Here is a 21,987-nt window from a genome sequence, read left to right as displayed (position 1 = left end):
GTAGAGCCTACAATTCAGAATTGATCCTGCGCCAGAACGAGCTTGAGAAGGCCGGATCGACGAAGGGAAGAAACGTTTCAAGTTCAGGATACATAGCCCGGAACATCCGTCCCGATACGCGTGCATCCTTTGCGGCATACACTCTACCGCCAACGGAATGAACGATCTCGTCGCACCGATCAAGTGCATCGAACAATCGCCGTCCAGTGTTGGGCATGTCGAGTGTGAGGGTCAATCCCGGTCGCGGGAACGAGAGCATACCCGGCGAGACGATCGTCCCAAACTTCTTCACCACCGCCAAGAATGAAGAGACACGTCCGCGTTGAAGCTCAGTGAGGATGGCCTTCATCGTATCCACCCCTCCATCACTTGGAACCACGCACTGGTACTGAAGCATACCCCGTTTACCATAGAGCAGATTCCACCTTCCGATGGCATCAAGCGGATAGAAGAAGGGTTCGAGATCTACATGACGTCTGTGAACGGATGTGAACTGCTTTGCATACCACAACGTATTGAAGACCTTGATCGTTGGCCTACTCAATAACCAGGACGGTGCCTGAAACGGAATGGTGATACGGGGCTCTGCAGATCGGGACTTCAACGACTCATCTGTTTTTGTAGAGAATCTTCCGCGCAGGACAAGCCCCTTACCGAGATTTGCACCACGCGTTGTAACGTCTATCCAGCTCACAGTATAGTCCCAGTCCTCGTCAGACTCTTCGGTCACACGGACGACGTCGTGAAGAGACGACACTTTCAGGCTTTCCTCATCGATCATGCGAGACACGATACGCGTCAGTTGCAGCTCAACCCATGTGATAACGCCTGTGAGTCCCAGACCACCGATCGTAGCATTGAACAGATCAGTGTTCACGTTGGGCGAACAGATCGATCTTGTTCCGTCAGATCGCAGCAGTTCAAACTGTGAGACGTGACATCCGAATGTTCCAACACGATGGTGGTTCTTGCCGTGAACGTCATTGGCAAGTGCACCACCAAGCGTGACATACTTTGTGCCGGGCGTTACGGGCACGAACCACCCATGGGGCACGGTGATCTTCAGAAGCTCAGCGATGGAAAGTCCAGCTTCGGCTCTGATAAGCCCCTTTTCTCGATCGAATGTTAAAATGCGATCGCAATGATCCATCGAAAGGACATTGCCGCCATCATTCAAACAGACGTCGCCATATGATCTGCCCAGTCCATAGGCAAGGATCGGACACTTGTTCGGATCAAGGTTGATATCAGACAGCCATGCTACATCTTCCACAGATCGTGGCGTAGCACGAGGGAAACGTCCCCATGATTCTGGTACCGCAGAGTTCATCAGAGAGAGGCAGCCACCGCTATAGATGCAATGGTGGCGCCAACCACCCATGATGCCGGGTCGCGAGCAGCAAAGACGATCGGGTCATCATGCATACCACCACGTGTTGCAGTGAGCCAGAGATGACTGAGCCAATACACGAGACAGGGGGCGATGAGCCACATCATGTACGGCCTGGTATAGAGGGACTGCACTTGTGGTCCATTCACATACAGCGTGAAGACCAAAACGGCAACAAATCCAAGGGAGGCTCCGGCCACGAGGACGAAGTTCGCATCACCGGCGTGATAGCCCCGTCCGGATACAACTCTGCCGTCTCGTTCGATGGTATCAAGCAACTCCGTGTACCGTTTGAGAAAGGCGAGGCTCATGAACAGGAAGAGAGAGAAACCGAGCAGCCATGTTGAAACCGGAACTTCACCAGCGGCGCCACCAGCTGCCATACGGAGTGAGTAGAGTCCGGCAAGTGCGATCACGTCAACCAGAACCAATCGCTTCAATCCAAACGAATACGCTGTGGTCACAATGGCATACAGTCCAAGCCACATTGCGAACGCAACCGGCATATGTGCGAAGGTCACATAGGCAGAGATCGAGAGGAGGACCACAAGGATGATCGATGCTGTGCGGACGGAGAGATGTCCGGCTGCCAGTGGACGATTTTTCTTTCGCGGATGCGAACGGTCGTGTTCGAGATCAACAATGTCGTTGAGGATATACACCGCTGATGCCGTGCACGAAAACGCAAGGAAGCCAAGACAGCACAAGAGCAGTGCATTCACATCTGAGATGCGATGTGCGAGGGCAACTGGAACGAAGAGGAGGAGGTTCTTCACCCACTGGTATACGCGCAACTGTCGGACGACGACAGAGAAGAACGAGGGACTAGCTGCCATGACGATCGAAATACTCCTCTAATTCGGGGTCGAAAAGTCCATCACGAATTTCACACGCATCAAGATGTTCCTCATCTGTGGGAGTGATCTTGCGCGACACACCATACCGTTCGGCTAGATCGCAAAGTTTTCGGGCATCTTCCAAGTGATTATGGAACCGCATTTCAGCGTACTCTTTTGCGGAGAACGTTGAGATAAGAAACTGCCAATCGGATGCTTGGAGGAGAAGCAGTTGTCTGATGGCGTTTTTCGCGATGCGTCTCATTACGGCATCCCATGTGCGCATCGGATGTTTCTCAAACAGCAATCGCATACGGCGCTCAAGTTGATACTCCTTTTCCCACGTCCACTGTGTCTCGGGATTCATCCATACAGTGTCATTGCCATTCTTGCCCCATGATGATTCGGGCAACCCGATCTCACATGTAGGGTTGACGGCATCAAGACGTTCCGAGGCAGTTGACGTGGAGAGGATGGACGACGCGTGAATGCCGCGGATCACATGTTCAAGGAACACCGGACCTTCGAACCACCAATGTCCGAAGAGCTCTGTATCAAACGGCAGGCATAACGTTGGAACACGATCGGTGGATGCCATGCGATGCTTGACCGCTACATCGAGAATATTGACGAAGTGTTGAGCGTGAGAGATGACCTTGGCTTCGGCCCATTCAGGAACATATGGTTGTTTGAGCCCCATATCTCCCTTGACGTCTGTCACACGCCAGTAGCGGTGAGCAGACCGGAAGTATTTCTTGTGGAAGTCCAGATAGTCCGGATCGCCGGGATAGCCCGACTCTCCGCTCCATACCTGGAGCGCGATCTGCATGTGACGCGTAAAGACAGTAGCTCCTTCATTGTGATCGTCGCCAGTCACACGAAAGAGATCGAAGACGCTCCGCTCATCCAGCATCTCACGGGCTGTTCCATACGTTCCGGCATAGGGCGTTCGCTCACCGTTGGGTCCGCGAACGCCGATCGGTCTTGCTGTTTGAAGTGCTTCTTCGTCCGTTACGAAATACTCCAAGCCATGACGCGAGAGCACCTGCTCCACACCGAGTCGTTTCTTGGCTACACTATATGCCGGTACTGAGAGTAACGTTCGCCAAGGATAGGACGGACGATAGGCGCACTCAGGAAGCCAAATGCCTCGCGGCCTGCGTCCAAAGCGATGGATATATGAACTCACTGCCAACTCAACCTGAAGGTCGACACTGGCATCTTCTGCGAGAAGCGGCAGATAGCCGTGGGTAACACCGCATGTCATCACTTCTATCGCACCGACATCCTGCAGACGCTTGAGTTGACCAACGATGTCACTTCCATACGTACCGGTGAAATCAACCCAACATGTGCGATACCATTTCTCCCACATCTCTGTGAGGCGTAAGATCTCTTCGGGTGCCCCTTCCTGCTCCATGTGTGTTCTGTCCACGCGAGCCAACTCGGCATGCTCTTCACAATAGCGCTCAAAGACCGGGATGAAATCCGGATGAGACAGCTGTTCGCAGAGCACGGGTGAAATGTCGAAGGTGATACCCGGACGGATCCCATCTTCTAGGAGCCGATCACACATCCGGATCATAGGCAGATAACATTCGGACACCGCTTCGCAAAGCCAGTCACTGCCGTGGGGCCACGTCCCATGATGCAGGACGTAGGGCAAGTGTGTGTGCAGGATGAAGGTTACCATGGAAGGCTGCAAGATACCACTGCCGGAAACGGAGAACGCCACGATAGAGTACTACCGTGGCGTTTTTATGGGGCGAGCGACGGGGCTTGAACCCGCGACAACCAGAGTCACAATCTGGGGCTCTACCAACTGAGCTACGCCCGCCATGAACCACGAATATACGGAATCTGAGGTTCAGAGGCCTTGTGTAATGGTTGCCATGAAGGTTCTTCCATCTCCAGGAAGTATCCCTGGGCCAGGGTAAACGTTTGCTCGAACAGTGTGATAGGTTGTATTGGCCATATTCAGCACAGAAGCAGTGATCGTTGTTGAAGTAAGCAGTTTATATGATACTGTTGCGTCCAAGACGGTATACTCCGGGATCCATCCAAACTGTCCACTTGGGTCAGTCTCTGTGTTGGCCGCGTTTGAAAACACTCCACTGGTGTAACTCACTCCAAATGAGACAGAAACCGGTCCAGCAGTAGCCACCATTGTTGGACGCGCAACTACTCGAGGCGCAAACTCCACACGGTTGCCGGTCGCCGATCCATAAACGTAGTCGGCATGGATGTATGCACCTGTGAGTCGGAATGAGAGCGAAACCTGATCATGAATAACAGGATACAATCCAAGCGAAAGTTCAGCCCCATAGTGAAACGAAGCTCCGGCATTCGTGCGGATTCCCTGCGGATACGCCACACTATCTGTTTTGACTATCCCTACGCGATCGCCGTAGTACATCGCAAATCCAGAGAACGAAGCGTCGACAAGAATTCGTTCCGTTGATTCACTGTGTATCAGCGGACCAACGATCCCAAGTTCCGCAACATATCCGTGTGACGGTCGAATTGATGAGTCAACCGGAATCCCATCGTAGGGAAACTGTTGTGCGTAGAAAAGTGGTCGGTATGCCTGCCCGATCGAAGCATAAAGTTTAAGGTCCGTTTCCAGGTCATATCCTACACCAACAGTGAAAAGCGGAATAGACGCAAATGTCGTTTCATTAATCATTGTGGGCGGTTCTGCTTGCTCAAACGCTTGCGGGGAGCTCGCAGGAAATTGTTTACCGTATGTGCCATCAGCAAGCGACCACAGATTTTCCAATCGGAACCCCGCTGTTAGGTGTAGATCGGATGTGAGTTCAAAGTCGCACTCAGTAAAGAGAGACGCAACAAACGTTTGCAAACATAGATCTATGGTCTTTGGAGCAACGAAATCGGCTGAATAGTCTGTTCCTTGGGGCCCCTTGCCTTGCATTCGACGGGTTTGCGTCCAGCCCGCACGCACACCACCTGTTAACCGATGTGGGCCTAGAGTGGTCTCGAGTCTTGATTCCATGATCACATTCGCAAACTCGTCAACGTTCACGCGCCGAGGATTGGTACCACTATCTGCTATGGCTGTTGAGGTTGTGAGCGAGATACTATTTCTATCACCAACGAGTCCACTCAACGTTGTGGACAGTTTCGTAGTGGGCCCAAATGTTGTTTCATAACGCAATGCTGGCATCACACGCGGACCTGAGAACCAATCTCGCGGACGATATGCACGAGACGGATCTTCATTGTATTGGGCCTGAGTAGATCCATTTGGCATCCGTTCTTCAAACCATAGACCTGTGACCTCTATGCTGAGAACACCTCTTCCAAGAGGTACGTAGACTGCTGCATGTGCACTACCCACGCGGTACGACCCATATTGCCTCCATCCGTCCGCTTTACGGTATGTAAGCCAAGATCGGTATGAGACAGAACTGTCTATGGTACCTGTTGCCATCGTAAAAACATCAACAAGTCCATACGAGCCCCCTGTAAGAGAGATCGACATCTCAAGGGGCTTTGGGGAAGGTGTTGCAAGTATGTAGTCCACAACCCCACCGAATTGTGTACCATACTGGATCCCTCCTCCTCCCCGTATGATATTAATGCGATCAAGTGCCAAGGTTGGTGGTGTGTAATGGGCTTCAGGATATCCGTACGGATCAGAAGCTATGTCATAGCCATCCTGCCGAACATTGAATTCGCTTGATCGGTGCGGAGACAGTCCACGCGCGGCGATGTTCGCTTGAATCCCCGTACCATTGAATTCCCAAACGGTGAGTCCTGCAACATTCTGAAAGAGATCTCGGGAGACATTCAGGGGGGCTGCGAGTGGTCTATCTCCTGCCAACACAACATCCACCCTACGGGCCCGTGTAACGACAGGAATTGTTGAGCGGATAGAATCAAGAGTAAGCCTGTTGGAAACAACAGTGATCACGGGATACAAGTGAACCAGCGAATCCTGTTCCGTTAGTGACTGACCTGAAAGGGTCGTCGCTAGTAGAAAGTTTGCCCAAAATGCGACCAAGACACTCTTTGACATGCGAGATCGAACATATTCCATGGTCAACAATGTTACGAAGCGATCATTGAACGTTTCGGCAAGTAGGAAGTTGTCCATCACAGATTTCCGCGTATATTGATGGTGTCCCCGCGCAGCAATGACCTCCGTCAGCTTGCCCAAAACGATACGGGACACACCTCCCCTACGCAGAAATTGTCCGATACAACGTTGGCATAGCCACGTACACAGCAGTGTGATTTTCACCAGCAACCCATCCCCTACGAATGGCAGACGAACAAACCTCCCCAGACGGAGCACCTGAGCGCGCACCTCGTGCCCCTCGCGCCCGCAAGACAACAGCAAAGACAAAACCGGCAGCCGAAGCAGCCGCACCGCAACAACCGGCAGAAGAAGCACCTGTTCGTGCTCCACGTCGCATTCGTCGTGATCCTCGCGATGAACCGCAAGAATCTCCGGTAGAGCAGAGTGAATCGCGTGAGCAACGTGAACCACGTGAGCAACGTGAACCACGTGAGCAACGTGATTTCCGTGAACCGCGCGAGCAGCGCGATCAACGTCGCGAGCCTCGTGAGCAACGTGGTGAAGGTCGTGGTGATTACCGTGACAATAGACAGCCACGAGATCAGCGAGACAGACGAGGCGAACCTCGTCAGGATCAGCCACGTGAACCACGTCAGGATCAACCGCGTGAACCACGTCAGGATCAGCCACGTGAACCACGTCAGGATCAACGAGAACAACGTCATGATCAACCTCGTGAGCAGCGCGATTTTCAAGGCGGTAGAAATGACCGCGGAGATTTCCGTGATGGTGGACGGGATCGTTTTGGCGGACGTGACAGAAATCGTCGCAGAAATAACAACAATCGGGGGCGTGATCGTGGCCCGGAGCAATTCTCCAGTCGCGACAGAGAACGTGCCTACGAATTGGAGCTGGAACGCGAGGAACGTGAGTTCATGCCGACCGGCCCAGTCATCGATATCAATGAACTCAAGACGAAAAAAGTTGCCGAGCTGGTAGAAACGGCTCAGAAACTTGGCATCGAAGATTTTGCCGATCTCAAGAAGCAGGATCTGATCAACCGTATCGTTGAAGCCGAGAATGCGCGCCAGATGAAGGAGTCGCATCGTGAAGGCATCTCGGTTACAACGGGTGTTATCGAGCTTCTTCCGGACGGGTACGGATTCATGCGCTCTGCCGACTTCAACTACCTGCCGTCGCAAGACGATGTGTACGTAGCCCCTTCTCAAGTGAAACGATATGGTCTTCGAACAGGCGATACGATCAAGGCCTACATTCGTGCCCCAAAACAAGGCGAACGATTCTTTGCCCTGATCAAGGTGGACTCGATCAACTACATCCCGTTCATTGAGAATACACCTCGCCCCCTCTTCGAAAACCTTACTCCGTATTACCCTACCAAGCGACTCATTCTCGAAACGCTTCAGAGTGAGTTCAGCACACGTATCATCGATCTTGTTTCGCCGATCGGTAAGGGGCAGCGTGGACTTATCGTTTCTCCGCCAAAGGCCGGGAAAACAGTACTCCTTCAAAAGCTCGCCAATGCCATCACTCGCAATCACCCGGAAGTGAAGCTTATCGTTCTATTGATCGACGAGCGTCCGGAAGAAGTGACGGATATGATGCGAAGTGTAAAAGCCGAAGTGATCGCCTCAACTTTCGATGAGTCACCGGAACGTCACGTTCAGGTCAGCGACATGGTGATCGAAAAGGCCAAACGTCTCGTAGAAGCAAAACAAGATGTTGTGATCCTTCTCGACTCCATCACTCGTCTCGCACGCGCACATAACACCGTGGTGCCACAATCCGGCAAGATCCTTTCTGGCGGTGTGGATGCAAATGCTATGCAACGCCCAAAGAAGTTCTTCGGAGCTGCACGCAACGTTGAAGAAGGGGGCTCCCTCACGATCATTGCAACAGCCCTTGTGGAAACCAACTCGCGCATGGATGAAGTGATCTTCGAAGAGTTCAAAGGAACGGGGAACATGGAACTTGTGCTCGACAGAAAGTTGTACGAGCGCCGCATCTTCCCTGCCATCGACGTGAATCGCTCAGGAACCCGTCGAGAAGAACTTCTCCTTACCCCTGATGAGCTTGCAAAGATCTGGGTGCTTCGGAAGGTTCTCGGAGACGATCCTCCCATCGAATCGATGGAGACGCTCCTCGAACGTATGCGTGCTACACGATCAAACGAAGAGTTTCTTAAGACTCTGAACAGTTAAGATCATGGCAACGGTCATGAACGCCCAGAACATCCGAGCGATGAATTTCTCGCTCGCAACGGGTGTCCTGATGCTCGTCGCAAAGTGGATCGCCTTTGGTCTTACAGGATCATCGGTGATCTTCTCCGACGCTGCAGAGAGCGTTGTGCATATCGTTGCCGTGTGGTTCGCGTGGTATGCATTGCGAGTTGGTGCCAAGCCCCCTGATGAAGATCATCCGTACGGTCATGATAAGGTAAGCTTCCTCTCTGCCGGGATAGAAGGTGGATTGATCTGCATTGCCGCTATCGTTATCATCATTAGTGCAGTGCAGAAACTCGTCGTGGGTGTTGAGCTACAAAAGCTTGAGATCGGCATGAGCATCACTGCCGGTGCAGCCATCGTTAACCTAGTACTTGGGCTCTACCTCCTTCGAACGGGGAAACGTAATCGGTCTCTTGTGATCGAGGCCAACGGTAGGCACGTCATGACCGACGTGTGGACCAGTGCCGGAGCAGTAGTAGGACTCTTCATAGCACAGTGGTCTGGACTGTTATGGCTGGACCCCGTCATCGCCATCCTCTTTGGTGCGAATATCGTGCGCGAAGGTGGCAATCTGGTGATGATCTCTGTAAGGGGGCTCATGGATACCGCAGACCCGGTTATGCTGGCCTCTACTCAACGGATCATCGACGACTATTGTCGAGAGAATGGAAGTACCTCGCACAGGCTACGCCTCCGAACGTCTGGTCACACCGTGCACGTTGATTATCACCTGCTTGTCCCCGATGATATGCGTATGCAAGACGCACATGAACTCGCTACTAATCTCGAAGAACTCATCCGCTCCTCTCTCGGTCAGGATACTGAAGTGTTCACACACTTAGAGAGCTTCAGTCAGCCGGAGGGGCATGTTTAATGTGCTAATAAAGATTGTTAGAGTGCTAGATTGTTAGAGTGCTAGATTGCAAGAGTCATTTGTCATTTGTCATTTGTCATTTGTCATTTGTCATTAGTCATTAGTCATTAGTCATTAGTCATTAGTCATTTGTCATTAGTCATTAGTCATTAGTCATTTCATGGCTTCGCGTTTTGTAAGTGCACTCAGTTGCGGATTTGCTGCAACAAATGATACAACCGCAGACGGATCCGTCTTTGCGTATTCTCTGAGTGCCCAACCTGCCCCCTTTTGAACGAAGAACTCTTTACTGTTAGCCCGTTGAAGGATGCGATCGAAGAGAACTTCTGCCACGGTATCTGCTTTATAGTGTAGCTGGATGATGATGGCTGAGCGTTGGAGCCAGATATTGTTGCTGGATATCCAACGGCGAGTCCATTTGTCCAACTCATTAGGATGACCTCGCAGGATGGCACCTGCCGTCTTTGGTGCAAGAGTGTCTACCGTATCCCACCACGAATTGGTGGTGATGAGATGCTCACATCGCTTAAGAAGGATCTGTTGGATCTTCTCAAGGTCAGCTACATTCTTCTTGCTGCGAAAATGTTTGGCTAGAACATCACACGCACAATAGTGGTATTCGCGTTCTCTCTTTGCGAACAACGCATCAGCTTCATCGAACAGTGCGAGCGGATCTGAAGGATGGTCGACCGCAAAGCACAATCGTCGACGTTCCTCGGTGCCGATACCAAGGAACGCAAATTGATTCCGGAGATAGGCTTTCATTGGCACAGCCCGTTCCGGGTTGGCCAAGGGTTTTAGGACACGAACGAGTTCTCGTACGGGGTCAACCGCGACGTTCGATGCCTTCACGGATGCGCTTGAGTGCTTCATTGATGTTCTCAATGCTATTGGCATACGAGAAGCGGATGAATCCTTCGCCATGTGCGCCAAAGGCAGTACCGGACAGACAAGCTACGCCAGCCTCATTGAGGAGATAGTCCGCTGCTTGCTGTGACGTCATTCCCGTGCCCGTGATATTGGGGAAGACGTAGAAGGCGCCATGAGGCTTGAGGCAACGGAATCCGGGGATCTCATTCAGTCCATCAACGATCACATTGCGACGGTGCTCGAATTCCTTGAGGAAGTCGTTCACAAATGGCAAGGTCCTATCATTGAGTGCCTCGATGGCTGCCATTTGGGAGAACGAGCTTGTGCACGAAGTACAGTTCGTTTGGAGTTTGGCAACGACCTTGGCGATGTCCTTCGGGAACAAGCCATATCCAAGACGCCAGCCCGTCATTGCAAAGGTCTTTGAGAATCCGTCAAGGATGATCGTTCGTTCTTGCATACCGTCGAATTCTGTGATCGACGTGTGCTTGAAGTCGCCGTAGGTCACTTGCGAATAGATCTCATCACTCAACACGATCAGATCATGTTTGATCGCCAGCGCGGCGATCTGTTCCAGATCTTCGCGAGTGAGAATGCCCCCTGTCGGATTCTGCGGTGTATTGAGGATCACCATTCGTGTCTTTGGGGTGATACGAGCTTCGAGATCTGCTACGTCGAAACGAAACTCCTTCTCCTCGCGCAATGGAAGCGGAACCGGCACAGCACCGAGGAAGTTGATCACGGATTCGTAGATCGGGAATCCGGGATTCGGGTAGATCACTTCATCACCCGGATCGATCACAGCCATCATGCCATAGAACATGATCGGCTTGGCGCCCGGTGTGATCACAACGTGATCTGCATCCCAGATATTATAGCCTCGCGTCTTGTTCGTGTAATCGGCGATGGCCTGACGTGCTTCAGGAAGGCCTGCGGCCGGACCATAATGCGTGAATCCATTGTCCAACGCATCCTTCGCTGCCTGAATGATATTCGGCGGTGTATCGAAGTCGGGCTCACCTATCTCCAAATGCACGATGTTCTTGCCTTGTGCTTCTAAAGCACGGGCCTTAACGAGGACTTCGAATGCGGTTTCGGTACCGAGGCGAGAGATGCGTTCTGCAACGTGCATGGACATAGGGAGAGAAATGGAGAAATCTTCTGTTCCGAACCCACAAAGATACGTGCGGTGATATCAGACCCGATCAGGAATCTGCGGAGGTGTGATCACGATCGATCGCACATCATCGTTGGTCTCGTCGGTATTGATGGCAACCGTCCAGCGCTTCTGCGGCATGAGATGTGCTGCTTTCTCCGGCCATTCGATGAGCTTGATCGCATCGTGCGCAAAGACCATATCATCAAACCCTACTTCGGCTAAATCAGCCGGAGAATCGATTCGATACAGATCAACGTGATAGATCTTCACCGGAGTGCCGTCCGGTGTGATGCCGTCGTATTGGTTGATGATCGTAAAGGTCGGGCTCGTCACGAGATCCTCCACCGCAAAGAAGCGGCAGATCCCTTTCACGAATTCCGTTTTCCCGGCGCCGAGTTCACCTTCGAGCGCAACTATATCGCCATGCTGGAGATCAGCTGCGAATTGTTCGCCCTGAAGAATGGTCTGGCTTTCGCTTTCTGACCGGAGGGTCAATGCCTCCATGGAGTTCCGTCCCGTACTGAACACAGATCCCGGGACGGGTCAAAACGACCTTCGTCTACCGGGGCTCCAAAGTTACCACCGGAAGTACCATCTCCTCGAGAGAAATCCCACCGTGCTGGAAGGAATCCCGGTATTTCTGGAGGTAATGGTGGTAATCTGTAGGGTAGATAAAGTAGTGATCTTCCTTTGCGATGACCACACTGGTGGCAGAACCGCCCCCTGCAGGGATCTTATAGGCTTCCGGGTCTCGGATGATCATTGCATCCCTCGACTCAGCCTTTACGTTCCGGCCGATCTTATACCGCAGGTTGGTGGTCGTTTCCCTATCCCCGATCACCTTAGACCCCCTCATACACCGTACGCTGCCATGATCCGTGGTGATCACGATCTGGATGTCTGGTACTGTAGAGAGCGTGCGAAGAATGCCGTAAAAGGAACTATGGAGGAACCAAGACCGGGTAAGTGAGCGATAGGCAGATTCATCCGGGGCTATCTCCTTCAGGATCGGATAGTCTGAACGTGAGTGGGCGATCATGTCAACGGCATTGATCACAATGGCCGTTAGATGATGTTTGGCGTAGCGCATGATATCGGCCTCAATACGCTTACCGAAATCTGTATCGATGATCTTCACGTACTGAAGGTCGTTCTTGAGTTTCACCCGACGCCGCTGCAGCAACAGAGCGAGCAGCTCCTTTTCGTGACGATTCAAGGTATGCTCATCGCTCCCTCGCTCGTCGATCGAGAACTGCGGGTAGTGCTTGTTGATATCCGTTGGGAACAGTCCACCGAAAATGCTGTTCCGAGCATATGGGGTGGCTGTTGGGAGAATGGAGCAGTAGTAGTCCTTCTGGATATTGAAGAGCGGACGGATGAACTCCTCCATCATCATCCACTGATCGAGACGCATGCAGTCAACTACGATAAAGAAGGTGGGTCTGCCGCTCGCAAGCTTCGGGATGAGGAACGAATCGGCAACGTGTGGTGAGAGTAAGGGGGCTCCATCCGGACGCTTATCCTTGTCCACCAACCAGTCGCGATAGTCATTCTCAATGAACTTGGAAAACTCAGCATTGCAGACCTTCCACTGGTCGCGCAGTGACTGTTCCAGGCCTACGTCCGGGTGACGGTCCATCTCAACGGACCGCTCGGTGAGCTTGAGATAGACATCCAACCACTCGGACCAGTCCATGCGGTCCATAAGCCGTCGCGAGATCACTGAATATTCCTGATGGAAATCCTGCGTGATCTTCTCCTCCGTGATGCGCTGTGTTTCGAGGAACTTCTTACAAGCCGCAAGGATCTGCGTGGGGTTCACCGGCTTGGTGAGATAGTCATTGATCTTCCGCCCAATGGCCTCTTCCATCAGCGACTCTTGCTCGTTCTTGGTGACCATCACCACCGGTACAGACCGATCGATGTCCTTCAGAACGGCTAACGTCTCCAACCCAGAGATCCCAACCATCGATTCATCAAGGAAGATGAGGTCGAATCGCTTGTTCTGCGCCAACTCGATCGCATCCTCACCATTCGTGGCAGTATCGACCGAATACCCCCTCTGCTCGAGAAGGATGATGTGCGGTCGGAGAAGTTCGATCTCGTCGTCTACCCAGAGGATGTTATTCATAGTTGCAAGTTACTGGTTACGAGTTACGAGTTACTAGGTACGACCGAACGCAGCCTTTAGTCTTTTTGCTCAACACTGTTATTGACAACGGAGTAACTGAGTACCTCCGTAACTGAGTAACTAGTACCTAGTAACTTGTATGACTGCCATCGTCGTTGTTGCCCGTGCGATCAGCACCTCCACTCCGTTCTCATCCTCGCAGAAGACATCTGCCTCGCAGAAATGGAACGACGATCCCGCCTTCAGCACCCGCCCAACGGCCCGGAGGCGATTGCCCCTTCCCTTTCGAAGGTAGGAGATCTTGATCTCGGCGGTCACTGTGTGTTCGTCGGGACCAACGAGGGTGAAACCGGCGAAGCCAGCAGCAACATCGGCGATGGTTGCCGTTACCCCGCCGTGAACCAAGCCTATCTGCTGCTGGTGCTCCTTAGTAAGGAGTATCTCAGCTTCAACATGGCCGGGTTCGATCAAGGTGAGGGTGCAACCGATATGTTTCATGAATTCCTGACGTTCTAGATGGCCTAGGATGGTCTTTCGAAAATCAGGGTTGCGGACGGTAAAGGTCGTTGGGTTCATACGGCGAAGATAATGGTCGGTAATCCATACTGACTATCTACATTTGTCGTTGGGTTGGTAACTGACTTGGGGGTCAATTGATGGAACCGAAGGCGTTTTCGAGGGAAGAATGGCGCGTTCTGCGTCAAACCACAGATAGAGAGGGTATGTCGGCAGCCAATGAGGTTATGACCTCATCAGCGCATTGGACGTACCTGCATAAGATCGACGATTGGGACACTCCGGGCTCTGAGCCCTCGGCAGACATGCCGGAAGCAGTTGTCACGTTGTTACAGGACACTTCCCTGCCGGAATGGATCGCCTCGATCCCCGACCTCCCCGGCGCAATGGAACGGTCTTGCGATCTCTTTCAAGAGTATGCTACCGAGTTTATTCTTGCACTCCTATGTAAGTCACTTCCGGAGTGTTATGCTGCCGGACGTGGGTCAGACGTATTGGTCTATACCGGTCAACTAGGCGAACCCGTCCGCGGACATCCAGGGGCGGATGATGCCATGGTCCGACGGGTGATGGAAACAGCGGTCTTTGTACGCAACGTGATGATCCATGAGAACTGGACCAATTCCCTCGTGGCCATTCGCACGATCCAAAAGATCCGCATGTTCCATTGCGGTATCCGCGTGATGATCGACAAGCGCAACGCTGCCCATAGCAAGCCGTGGGATTTTGCCGAGCTGGGGCAGCCGATCAATCAAATGGATATGGCCGGCACACTTCTCACGTTCTCTCAACAGTCGTGCAGGGGCGCTCGGGCCTTGGGAGTTGATGTTTCGGAGCAACAAGAACGGGATTTCATCCTGCATTGGATCGTGATCGGTCATCACCTCGGGATCAATGAAGAAGTATTGCGAGCTATCCATACTCGGCCTTCCGACGTCTGGGACGATATCGCAGAGTTAGAGTTCGGTCTTACACCTTTGAAGTCGGGACTCACTCTTGTAAATGCGTTGCAGAACTTCATTGAGCGCCATGTCTTTACTGATGTGCAGTTCCTTCATGTATCATCCCTCCTGATGGAGGATCTCATGGAGCCCCGTGCACAGAAGGTAGTCTTGACTGGAGCATTTGCCCGCAATGATGCACACACGTTCGAGAGACTCGTTGCCTACTTGCTGAAGACACTCCACAAGATTCTGTTGTCCCTGCCATTCACACGTCGCAGTACGATCCGCCGGCTCGGTATGGGGCTTATTGAAACTACCATTGAGCGATGGGCAAATGGTCGCAAACCCGTTATCACGATCGAAAACGAATTAGAGGAGTACGCACGTGGTTGATAGCATTATTGCGTGGATGCAAACGGACGAGTTCTTCAATTGGTCGAAGTACTCGGGGTTGGAAGCTATTCTCTTCGCCGGTGGATGTTGGATGTGGGTGATCGTCTATGGATTCATCATCCATGACATTCGCAAGTACAAATCCTTAGAGATGCCTACGTTCGTGGCTGCGGGCAACTTTGCATGGGAAGCCAATTTCTCTTGGTTCTTCAAATCCGACATGGGTCATTTGGCTCAGGGGGCTTACCAGGCCTGGTTCCTCCTCGACATCTTCATTTGGTACAAGCTCCTAACACTCGGCAAGGTGGACACCCAGACTCCATGGCTGAAGGATCACTACAAGAAGTATGTGATCATTCTAACATTGATCTTCTTCGGCGGGATGTATACGTTCTGTGCTTCCGGTATGGAAACACCGATCGGGGCCTACACAGCATACACGCTCAACGCAGCGATCTCCATCCAGTACATCGTGAATTACATGAGGCTTGGCCGCAGCGGTCAAGTACTGTATTCGATCAATGCGGCGTGGTTGAAAATGATCGGCACGGCGATGAACACGGCCTTTATGGTAATCCACTTCCAAGGCAACTCCTACCTCTTCTTTGTTGGTGTAGTGATCTTCGTCTTCGACATCTGGTATGCGATCGTGATGACGCGAGATCGTATGACCGGGAAAGCCCCATCACCGAAGCAATTCGCAGCTGCCCATGGCTTAGCCGTAAAGTGATATGACCCTATCCGGATTCGAATTCACAGCCAAGATCCACGAGTCGCCTCAAGCGCTTGTGCAGCGCGGTATTCGCCAACGCGACCAACGTGCTGTGGTTGTGAAGAGTGTATCCGTACGGGATGATACGGCGGTCTATCGGTGCAGACATCAATATGAGCTAACCTCCACGCTGTCAATGCGTGGCGTGATCCGAACGCTTGATCTCTTGCAGACAACCACGCATCTGCACCTTGTGATGGAAGATGCCGGGTCGAGGAATCTGCGTGATGTGATAACGGCCGGACAGATCTCGATCGCAGACGTCCTGCTGTATGCTGAAGGTCTTGCCTCATCTCTCGAGACGTTGCATGCCCACCATATCATTCACCGTGATCTGAACCCAACGAACATCATCGTTGGAGATGACCTACCTTCGATCTCGATAGCAGACCTTGGACTTGCAGTTCGGTTATCGCCATCAGCCCCCTATCTCGTTACGGAGACAATGGAGGGGACGCTGTCGTATATGGCTCCTGAGCAGACAGGGCGCGTACGTCGTCCGATCGATGTGCGAAGTGATCTTTATGCCTTGGGCTGTGTGATCTATGACATGGTTGCGGGTGTGCCTCCATTCTCGAGCGACGACACGTTGGAATTGATCCATGCGCAGATCGCTCGAACACCGCTGCCCCTGCATGAACGCCGAAGTGATTGTCCGCGTTCGCTATCCGATCTTGTATCGATCCTGCTTCAAAAAGATCCGGAACAACGATATCAATCAGCGTATGGGGTTCGACATGATCTGAGTCAGATCCAACGGTCGCTGTCCACGGGCGTTGTTGTCACATTGAAGGCAAATGATCGAAGCGAACGATTCGTGATATCGCAGAAGCTCCATGGACGGACGCGCGAGCTGCAAACGATGCGAACCGCGCTTGGTCAAACCCGTTCGGGAAATTTGCAGGCCGTGATCGTGCGAGGCATGGCGGGCAGTGGAAAGACAACGATCCTTCGCACGTTTGAGCGGGAGGCAAGAGCCGAGGGATCCTTGGTGATTTCCGGTAAGCAGGATCAGTTCGCTCAGGGTCTTCCAATGTCGAGCGTCATCCAGGCAGTGTCGGCATTCGTTCGTCAGGTCCTTCGTGAACCGCAGGACGTTGTTGATGTTTGGCGAGATCGTCTTGGGGCCTCGATCGGAAATAACATGTCCGTGGTGGTAAAGGCCGTTCCTGACATGCGTTTTCTGATACGTGATGAACAAGATGCGATCTCGTCCACAGCTCAGGAAATGCAGGTGCGGCTCTATACAGCCCTTGCCGCAATGCTCTCCTGCATAGCCGAACAAGGCAGAGATCTGATCGTACTGCTTGATGATCTTCAATGGGCGGATCAGGCAACATTTGAACTCCTTGCCATGCTTGGCAATAAGATCCCTGATGCCCGCATTCTGATCGTTGCCACGATACGAGCTGAAGAGAAACTCGCTGCAGATCATCCCCTTTCACTATGGACGCAACAGATCGCACCGCCACCTCTGCCGATCCAGATCGTTGATGTACATCCGCTCGGCACGGAGGCAATGTCTGAGCTCGTTTGCGAAACATTTCAGTTAGAGCATGCACAAGCGGTTCCGCTGGTAGAGGCAATGCATCAACGCACGGGCGGGAATCCTCTGTTCAACGTGCAGTTGATGAACTACATGGTCAACGAAGGCATCGTTCTCTACGACAGAGGACGTCGGCAGTGGATGTGGGACATTGAACGACTCCGCAAGATGCCGATGCAGTTCGATGTTCAGGATCTCATCGCTTCGCGGTTCGAACAGCTCGATACAGCTTCCATGCGACTTATCGCTGTTGCGGCATGCATCGGGACGTCATTCTCTGTTGATCGTGTTTCGAATGTGGCCGGCATTCCTCTTGCAGAGGTCGTTGCCAGCGTAGACAAGGCGATGGCTGCCGGACTCATCACCTGGGGTGATGCCACGATGACGAACGTCTTTGAGTTCGTACACGATCGTATCCAGCAGATCGCCCACCAATCGCTGTCCGACGAAGACAGGCAACAGGTTCATGCATCCATCGCCCGATCGTATCTGAACGGCGAACGCGATGTAGAGGAAGAAGACCTCCTCACCGTTGCAAGTCACATTGAGAGTGCGCTGGGTGCCCTCACAGACTCCAAAGAACGTGACCAGGCATGCCTGTTACTCTACCGTGCCGGACATCGCGCCCGATCGGGAGGCGTCCTACGCACGGCTCGGCTTCATATCGACATGGGCCGAAGCCTTGAGCATGAATCTCTGTGGAACTCTCACCGCGATGCACTCCTGCAGGCCTCACTTGAGCTTGCTGATTGCGTTGGAGCGGTTGGAGAATATCATTTGGCAGATAGCATCATCGCCGAATTATTGCCACGCGCCCGAACACCGCTTGAGCGAGCCAAGATCAAGTATCTGCATATCTCCATCCTCGTGGTTCAGGCACGCTTTGACGAAACACTCAGCGGAGGCATTGAAGCACTTGCCGAACTTGGGATCAAGGTGAAGCCGGATCCATCGAAACTCGACATCGTAACAATGCTGGCAAAGACATGGCGTGCCGTTCGGGGCAGAACTCCAACAGTCCTTGGTCAGCGTCCGTTCAACAATGACGAACGCCTCAAGCTTGCCTCCGAGATCCTCTTCCTTCTAACCTCCCCAGGCTTCAACTTCAGCATCGACTTGCTGTCCTCCATTGTCTTAGTGCGTACCTACCTCGTTATGCACCATGGACACAGCGATGTATCGATCGATGCCTACGCGATGTTTGGTCTGGTTCTCGGCGGAATGTCCTTGCCAAAACGCGCTGCAACTTTCGCGCAGTTATCGATCGATCTCGTACCACGAACGATGGATGCCGGAGCGCGGATCCGAGCTCACAATATCAGTGCCGGCAATGTACTCTTGTGGACGCGACCTATCGCGGATTGCATTGCTGAGTTTCAACGCGGTGCCGAGATCTCTGTTCAAACAGGTGAGCAACATGGCACGTTGTGGAGCTTGGGAGTGCAATCGGAGCAACGCCTCTTTGCCGGATATCCACTGCTAGAGATAGCCGAATACAATGCAGAGGCCGTACAGTTACTCCACCGTGTATATCAGCGGACAACTGGGCTCCCATGGACTGCGCGATATTTCGAAGCTGCTGTTCAAAAGGTGATCACCGCAGTTGCACCTGACCTGCCACGTGTTGATGATCTCACTGAGCTGATCGACGATGAGCAGACTCTGCTCCAGAACATGCGAGATAGTAAGGATGCAACGGCAATGTGTTCGTGGCTGGTAACAGATCTGCAGATAGCCACGCTCCTGTGGGAGACCGACAAAGCGCTTCGTGTAAGTGCACAGTTCGATCCGTGGAAACATGCACTCAGCGGACAGTCGCTTCAAGTTGACCGCGAGTTCTATGCTGCCTTGGCACATGCTCAACACCTCCTGAAGAATGAGAAGCCCCTTTCAAAAGTGCATCAACGCCAACTCGCGCGCGGTGTGGGGCTCTTTAAGAAATGGCGAAAGCACAATGCCGAGAATTTTGAGTCACGACTCAATATCCTACTCGGAGCACAACACCTCGTTATGGGTCGAGCAGAGGCGGCATTGGAATTGTTCAGCGCAGCTGTGTCTCATGCTAACGATCTTGGCGACCTCTTGATGTCGGCCCTCGCTGCAGAGTGGTGTGTGCATGCTATCGATCGCACTGCGATGCGTGATGCCTCCAAATTCTACCGCCAGCGTGCGTCTGCTGCATGGAGGGCATGGGGCTCCCCTATCCTTGCAGACCGGCTTACCCTTCCTGCAGCAGGTTCCCAGCGGGAAGCGCGGTATGACCGTCCTACCGTTACACAGACGACCCTTGCCGGTAGTGTTGGGCTCCGACAAGAAACCATTGATATCGATACAGTCCTGAAGGCCTCCAGTGCGATCAGTGGTACCATTGTGTTCGAAGATCTCATCCAAGACATGATGCGTATCGTGATGGAGAATGCCGGCGCAGACAGGTCCGTTCTGGTGCTTCAGGACGGCACACACTTCCATGTTGTTGCCAGCACAACGCTGCAGGGCACAACCATGCTGAAGGAGAAGGAGCGGGCTGAGAACACGAATCTCCTTTGCCGTCCGCTCGTGCTTCAAGCACTTCGAATTGGAAATACGATCGTGATCGATGATGCTTCTATCGACGATGAACTTTCCACCGATTCCTATATCGTCGCCAATGGACCACGGTCCGTGATGGCACTTCCAATCGCCCATCAAGGGAGGCTCATAGGTCTGCTATACTTCGAGAACACGAACACAACACATGCGTTCACACCATCGCGCACGCGTGTACTACAGCTGCTCAGCAGTCAGATCGCCGTTTCGATCGAGAATGCCCGACTCTACGACGTGCAAGAGAAGCTTCGGGCGGCCTCGGCTCGCTTCGTACCAACGGAGTTTCTTGAGTCGCTGGGACGGGACAGCATTCGAGACGTAATCCTCGGCGATGCTGTTCGTACAACAATGACCGTACTCTTTGCAGACATCCGCGGCTTCACCAGCATTGCAGAACGGTCCACGGCCGAAGACGTATTCAAACTCCTCAACCGATACCTTGCCGGCGTTGTGCCGGTGATCCGTAACAATCATGGATTCATTGACAAATTTATCGGTGATGCAGTGATGGGTCTGTTCCCACGTGAACCGGCCGATGCTGTAAGAGCGGCCATTGATATAGCCCATGCAGTGAAAGCGGTAAACACAGAGCTTGAAGGTGAGGGCATGCCCCCTCTCGCGATCGGAATCGGCATCCATACCGGTGATATCGTACTTGGAACCGTTGGTTCAGACCGACGGATGGATACCACGGCCATTGGCGATACCGTGAATGTGGCCGCTCGTCTTGAAGCTCTAACAAAGGAACGTGGGATCGGGATCTTGATCAGCGATGATGTTCGCAGGAACGTAACGTTGGACAACATTTCCTTTATTGACGAGGGCGAAGAACACATCCGCGGTCGTTCCCAACCTATTCACATTTTCGACGTTAGGTTCTGACGTGACCCTTATCCTCATCATAGCACTCTGCTTTCTGGCGGCAACGATCACAACATTGATCCACGTCCTCATTCATCGTAGAGTGAAGGGGGCTTTGCTGCAACCACACAACGAAGTGACGGCTGCAGTCTATGCAACGTTCGGTGTGTTGTATGCAGTGATCTTGGGGCTTTTAGTCAGCCATGGCCAAACACGACGCGATCTGGTGGCTGAGTCTTCTGTACGTGAAGCGGCTATGCTGGTTGATGTTGCTCAAGCCGCTCGAACCTTTAGCCCTGACATTTCAGATTCACTTCGGATGGCTTGCCTGCGTTACACTGAACATGTGGCCACGCAGGAATGGAATGTTGACCTTGAACATAACCGACTCAAAACACATCACCATCACTTTGGTCGTATCTGGGAAATCGTACGATCGATCGAACCCGTTGGACCACGTCAAGAATCCGTCTACCTGTCGATGCTCGACATCCTCGGTGCAATGTCGGAAGAGCGGTATCAACGTATCTCGGCTACCGGCGACCATATGAGCCCCTTTCTCAAGATCGTGCTTCTTATTGGGGCCGGAGTAACAGTGGTGTTTCTGTGGTTCTTCGGTATGCTCGACCGGAGGATCCACTTGATGTATACATGGCTCGTATCATTGATGCTGGCTCTTGTACTGGTGCTGATCTTTGCGCTTGACAACCCAATGCAATTGGGTGTTGGGGTGAAACCCGATGCCTACCTCAGGGCGGCCGAAGACCTACGGTCACTTCCAACGGACTAAGCCGGGTCCTCGTTCGTCTTAGCCTCTGCTC

General features: G+C 52.6%; 15 protein-coding genes and 1 tRNA gene. 6 read left to right on the top strand and 10 right to left on the bottom strand.

Annotation, left to right across the window (positions count from 1 at the left end; genetic code table 11):
* Window positions 1-7: 7 nt before the first annotated feature.
* From IPI29_01725 to IPI29_01705, 5 genes are all read right to left on the bottom strand, one after another.
* Window positions 8-1,330 carry an FAD-binding oxidoreductase gene (locus tag IPI29_01725; protein ID MBK7411258.1) on the bottom strand — a complete coding sequence of 441 codons (1,323 nt, stop codon included), beginning with the start codon at window positions 1,328-1,330 and terminating at the stop codon, window positions 8-10.
* A complete protein-coding gene (locus IPI29_01720) occupies window positions 1,330-2,226 on the bottom strand; it encodes a UbiA family prenyltransferase (protein ID MBK7411257.1) in 897 nt (298 codons plus the stop codon). The genes IPI29_01725 and IPI29_01720 overlap by 1 nt, the downstream gene beginning before the upstream one ends.
* On the bottom strand, window positions 2,216-3,919 hold the full coding sequence (locus IPI29_01715; GenBank protein ID MBK7411256.1) for a DUF1957 domain-containing protein: 1,704 nt from the start codon (window positions 3,917-3,919) through the stop codon (window positions 2,216-2,218). Before IPI29_01715 ends, IPI29_01720 begins: the two co-directional genes overlap by 11 nt.
* 68 nt (window positions 3,920-3,987) lie before the next feature.
* Window positions 3,988-4,063 (bottom strand) — tRNA-His (locus IPI29_01710).
* 30 nt (window positions 4,064-4,093) lie between these two features.
* The gene (locus tag IPI29_01705) at window positions 4,094-6,343 is read right to left on the bottom strand and encodes a TonB-dependent receptor (protein ID MBK7411255.1); all 2,250 of its coding nucleotides are present in this window, start codon (window positions 6,341-6,343) and stop codon (window positions 4,094-4,096) included.
* Between the two features lie 167 nt (window positions 6,344-6,510).
* Here IPI29_01705 and rho point away from each other — a divergent pair, with 167 nt between their 5' ends.
* Both rho and IPI29_01695 read left to right on the top strand, forming a co-directional pair.
* Entirely contained in the window at window positions 6,511-8,490 is a 1,980-nt protein-coding gene (rho, locus tag IPI29_01700) for a transcription termination factor Rho (GenBank protein ID MBK7411254.1), read from the top strand.
* A 4-nt stretch (window positions 8,491-8,494) separates the two neighbouring features.
* Window positions 8,495-9,388 (top strand): cation transporter, encoded by an 894-nt coding sequence (locus IPI29_01695; GenBank protein MBK7411253.1) that lies wholly within the window; start codon window positions 8,495-8,497, stop codon window positions 9,386-9,388.
* 153 nt (window positions 9,389-9,541) lie between these two features.
* Here the strand turns inward: IPI29_01695 and IPI29_01690 are convergent, their stop codons facing one another.
* The 5 genes from IPI29_01690 to IPI29_01670 form a co-directional block, all read right to left on the bottom strand.
* The gene (locus IPI29_01690; GenBank protein ID MBK7411252.1) at window positions 9,542-10,153 is read right to left on the bottom strand and encodes a DNA alkylation repair protein; all 612 of its coding nucleotides are present in this window, start codon (window positions 10,151-10,153) and stop codon (window positions 9,542-9,544) included.
* A 61-nt stretch (window positions 10,154-10,214) separates the two neighbouring features.
* The gene (locus tag IPI29_01685) at window positions 10,215-11,390 is read right to left on the bottom strand and encodes a pyridoxal phosphate-dependent aminotransferase (GenBank protein MBK7411251.1); all 1,176 of its coding nucleotides are present in this window, start codon (window positions 11,388-11,390) and stop codon (window positions 10,215-10,217) included.
* A 63-nt stretch (window positions 11,391-11,453) separates the two neighbouring features.
* On the bottom strand, window positions 11,454-11,921 hold the full coding sequence (gene tsaE / locus IPI29_01680) for a tRNA (adenosine(37)-N6)-threonylcarbamoyltransferase complex ATPase subunit type 1 TsaE (GenBank protein ID MBK7411250.1): 468 nt from the start codon (window positions 11,919-11,921) through the stop codon (window positions 11,454-11,456).
* Between the two features lie 55 nt (window positions 11,922-11,976).
* Window positions 11,977-13,548 (bottom strand): bifunctional response regulator/alkaline phosphatase family protein, encoded by a 1,572-nt coding sequence (locus IPI29_01675; protein ID MBK7411249.1) that lies wholly within the window; start codon window positions 13,546-13,548, stop codon window positions 11,977-11,979.
* Window positions 13,549-13,668: 120 nt separating this feature from the next.
* Window positions 13,669-14,124 (bottom strand): PaaI family thioesterase, encoded by a 456-nt coding sequence (locus IPI29_01670; protein MBK7411248.1) that lies wholly within the window; start codon window positions 14,122-14,124, stop codon window positions 13,669-13,671.
* A gap of 80 nt (window positions 14,125-14,204) precedes the next feature.
* On the opposite strand from IPI29_01670, the gene IPI29_01665 reads away from it, so the two are divergent.
* The 4 genes from IPI29_01665 to IPI29_01650 are packed head-to-tail and all read left to right on the top strand — an operon-like array spanning window position 14,205 to window position 21,956.
* Window positions 14,205-15,401 (top strand): DUF2236 domain-containing protein, encoded by a 1,197-nt coding sequence (locus IPI29_01665; protein ID MBK7411247.1) that lies wholly within the window; start codon window positions 14,205-14,207, stop codon window positions 15,399-15,401.
* Window positions 15,394-16,131, top strand: a complete 738-nt coding sequence (locus IPI29_01660; protein MBK7411246.1) for a hypothetical protein — start codon at window positions 15,394-15,396, stop codon at window positions 16,129-16,131. The genes IPI29_01665 and IPI29_01660 overlap by 8 nt, the downstream gene beginning before the upstream one ends.
* A gap of 1 nt (window position 16,132) precedes the next feature.
* Window positions 16,133-21,187 carry an AAA family ATPase gene (locus IPI29_01655; protein ID MBK7411245.1) on the top strand — a complete coding sequence of 1,685 codons (5,055 nt, stop codon included), beginning with the start codon at window positions 16,133-16,135 and terminating at the stop codon, window positions 21,185-21,187.
* Between the two features lies 1 nt (window position 21,188).
* Window positions 21,189-21,956, top strand: a complete 768-nt coding sequence (locus IPI29_01650; protein ID MBK7411244.1) for a DUF4239 domain-containing protein — start codon at window positions 21,189-21,191, stop codon at window positions 21,954-21,956.
* Window positions 21,957-21,987 lie beyond the last annotated feature (31 nt).

The organism is Ignavibacteria bacterium (assembly GCA_016707005.1).
Taxonomy (GTDB): domain Bacteria; phylum Bacteroidota; class Ignavibacteria; order Kapaibacteriales; family Kapaibacteriaceae; genus UBA10438.
The sequence above is the reverse complement of the archived record's forward strand: the minus strand, read 5'-3'. Positions and strand labels throughout refer to the sequence as shown.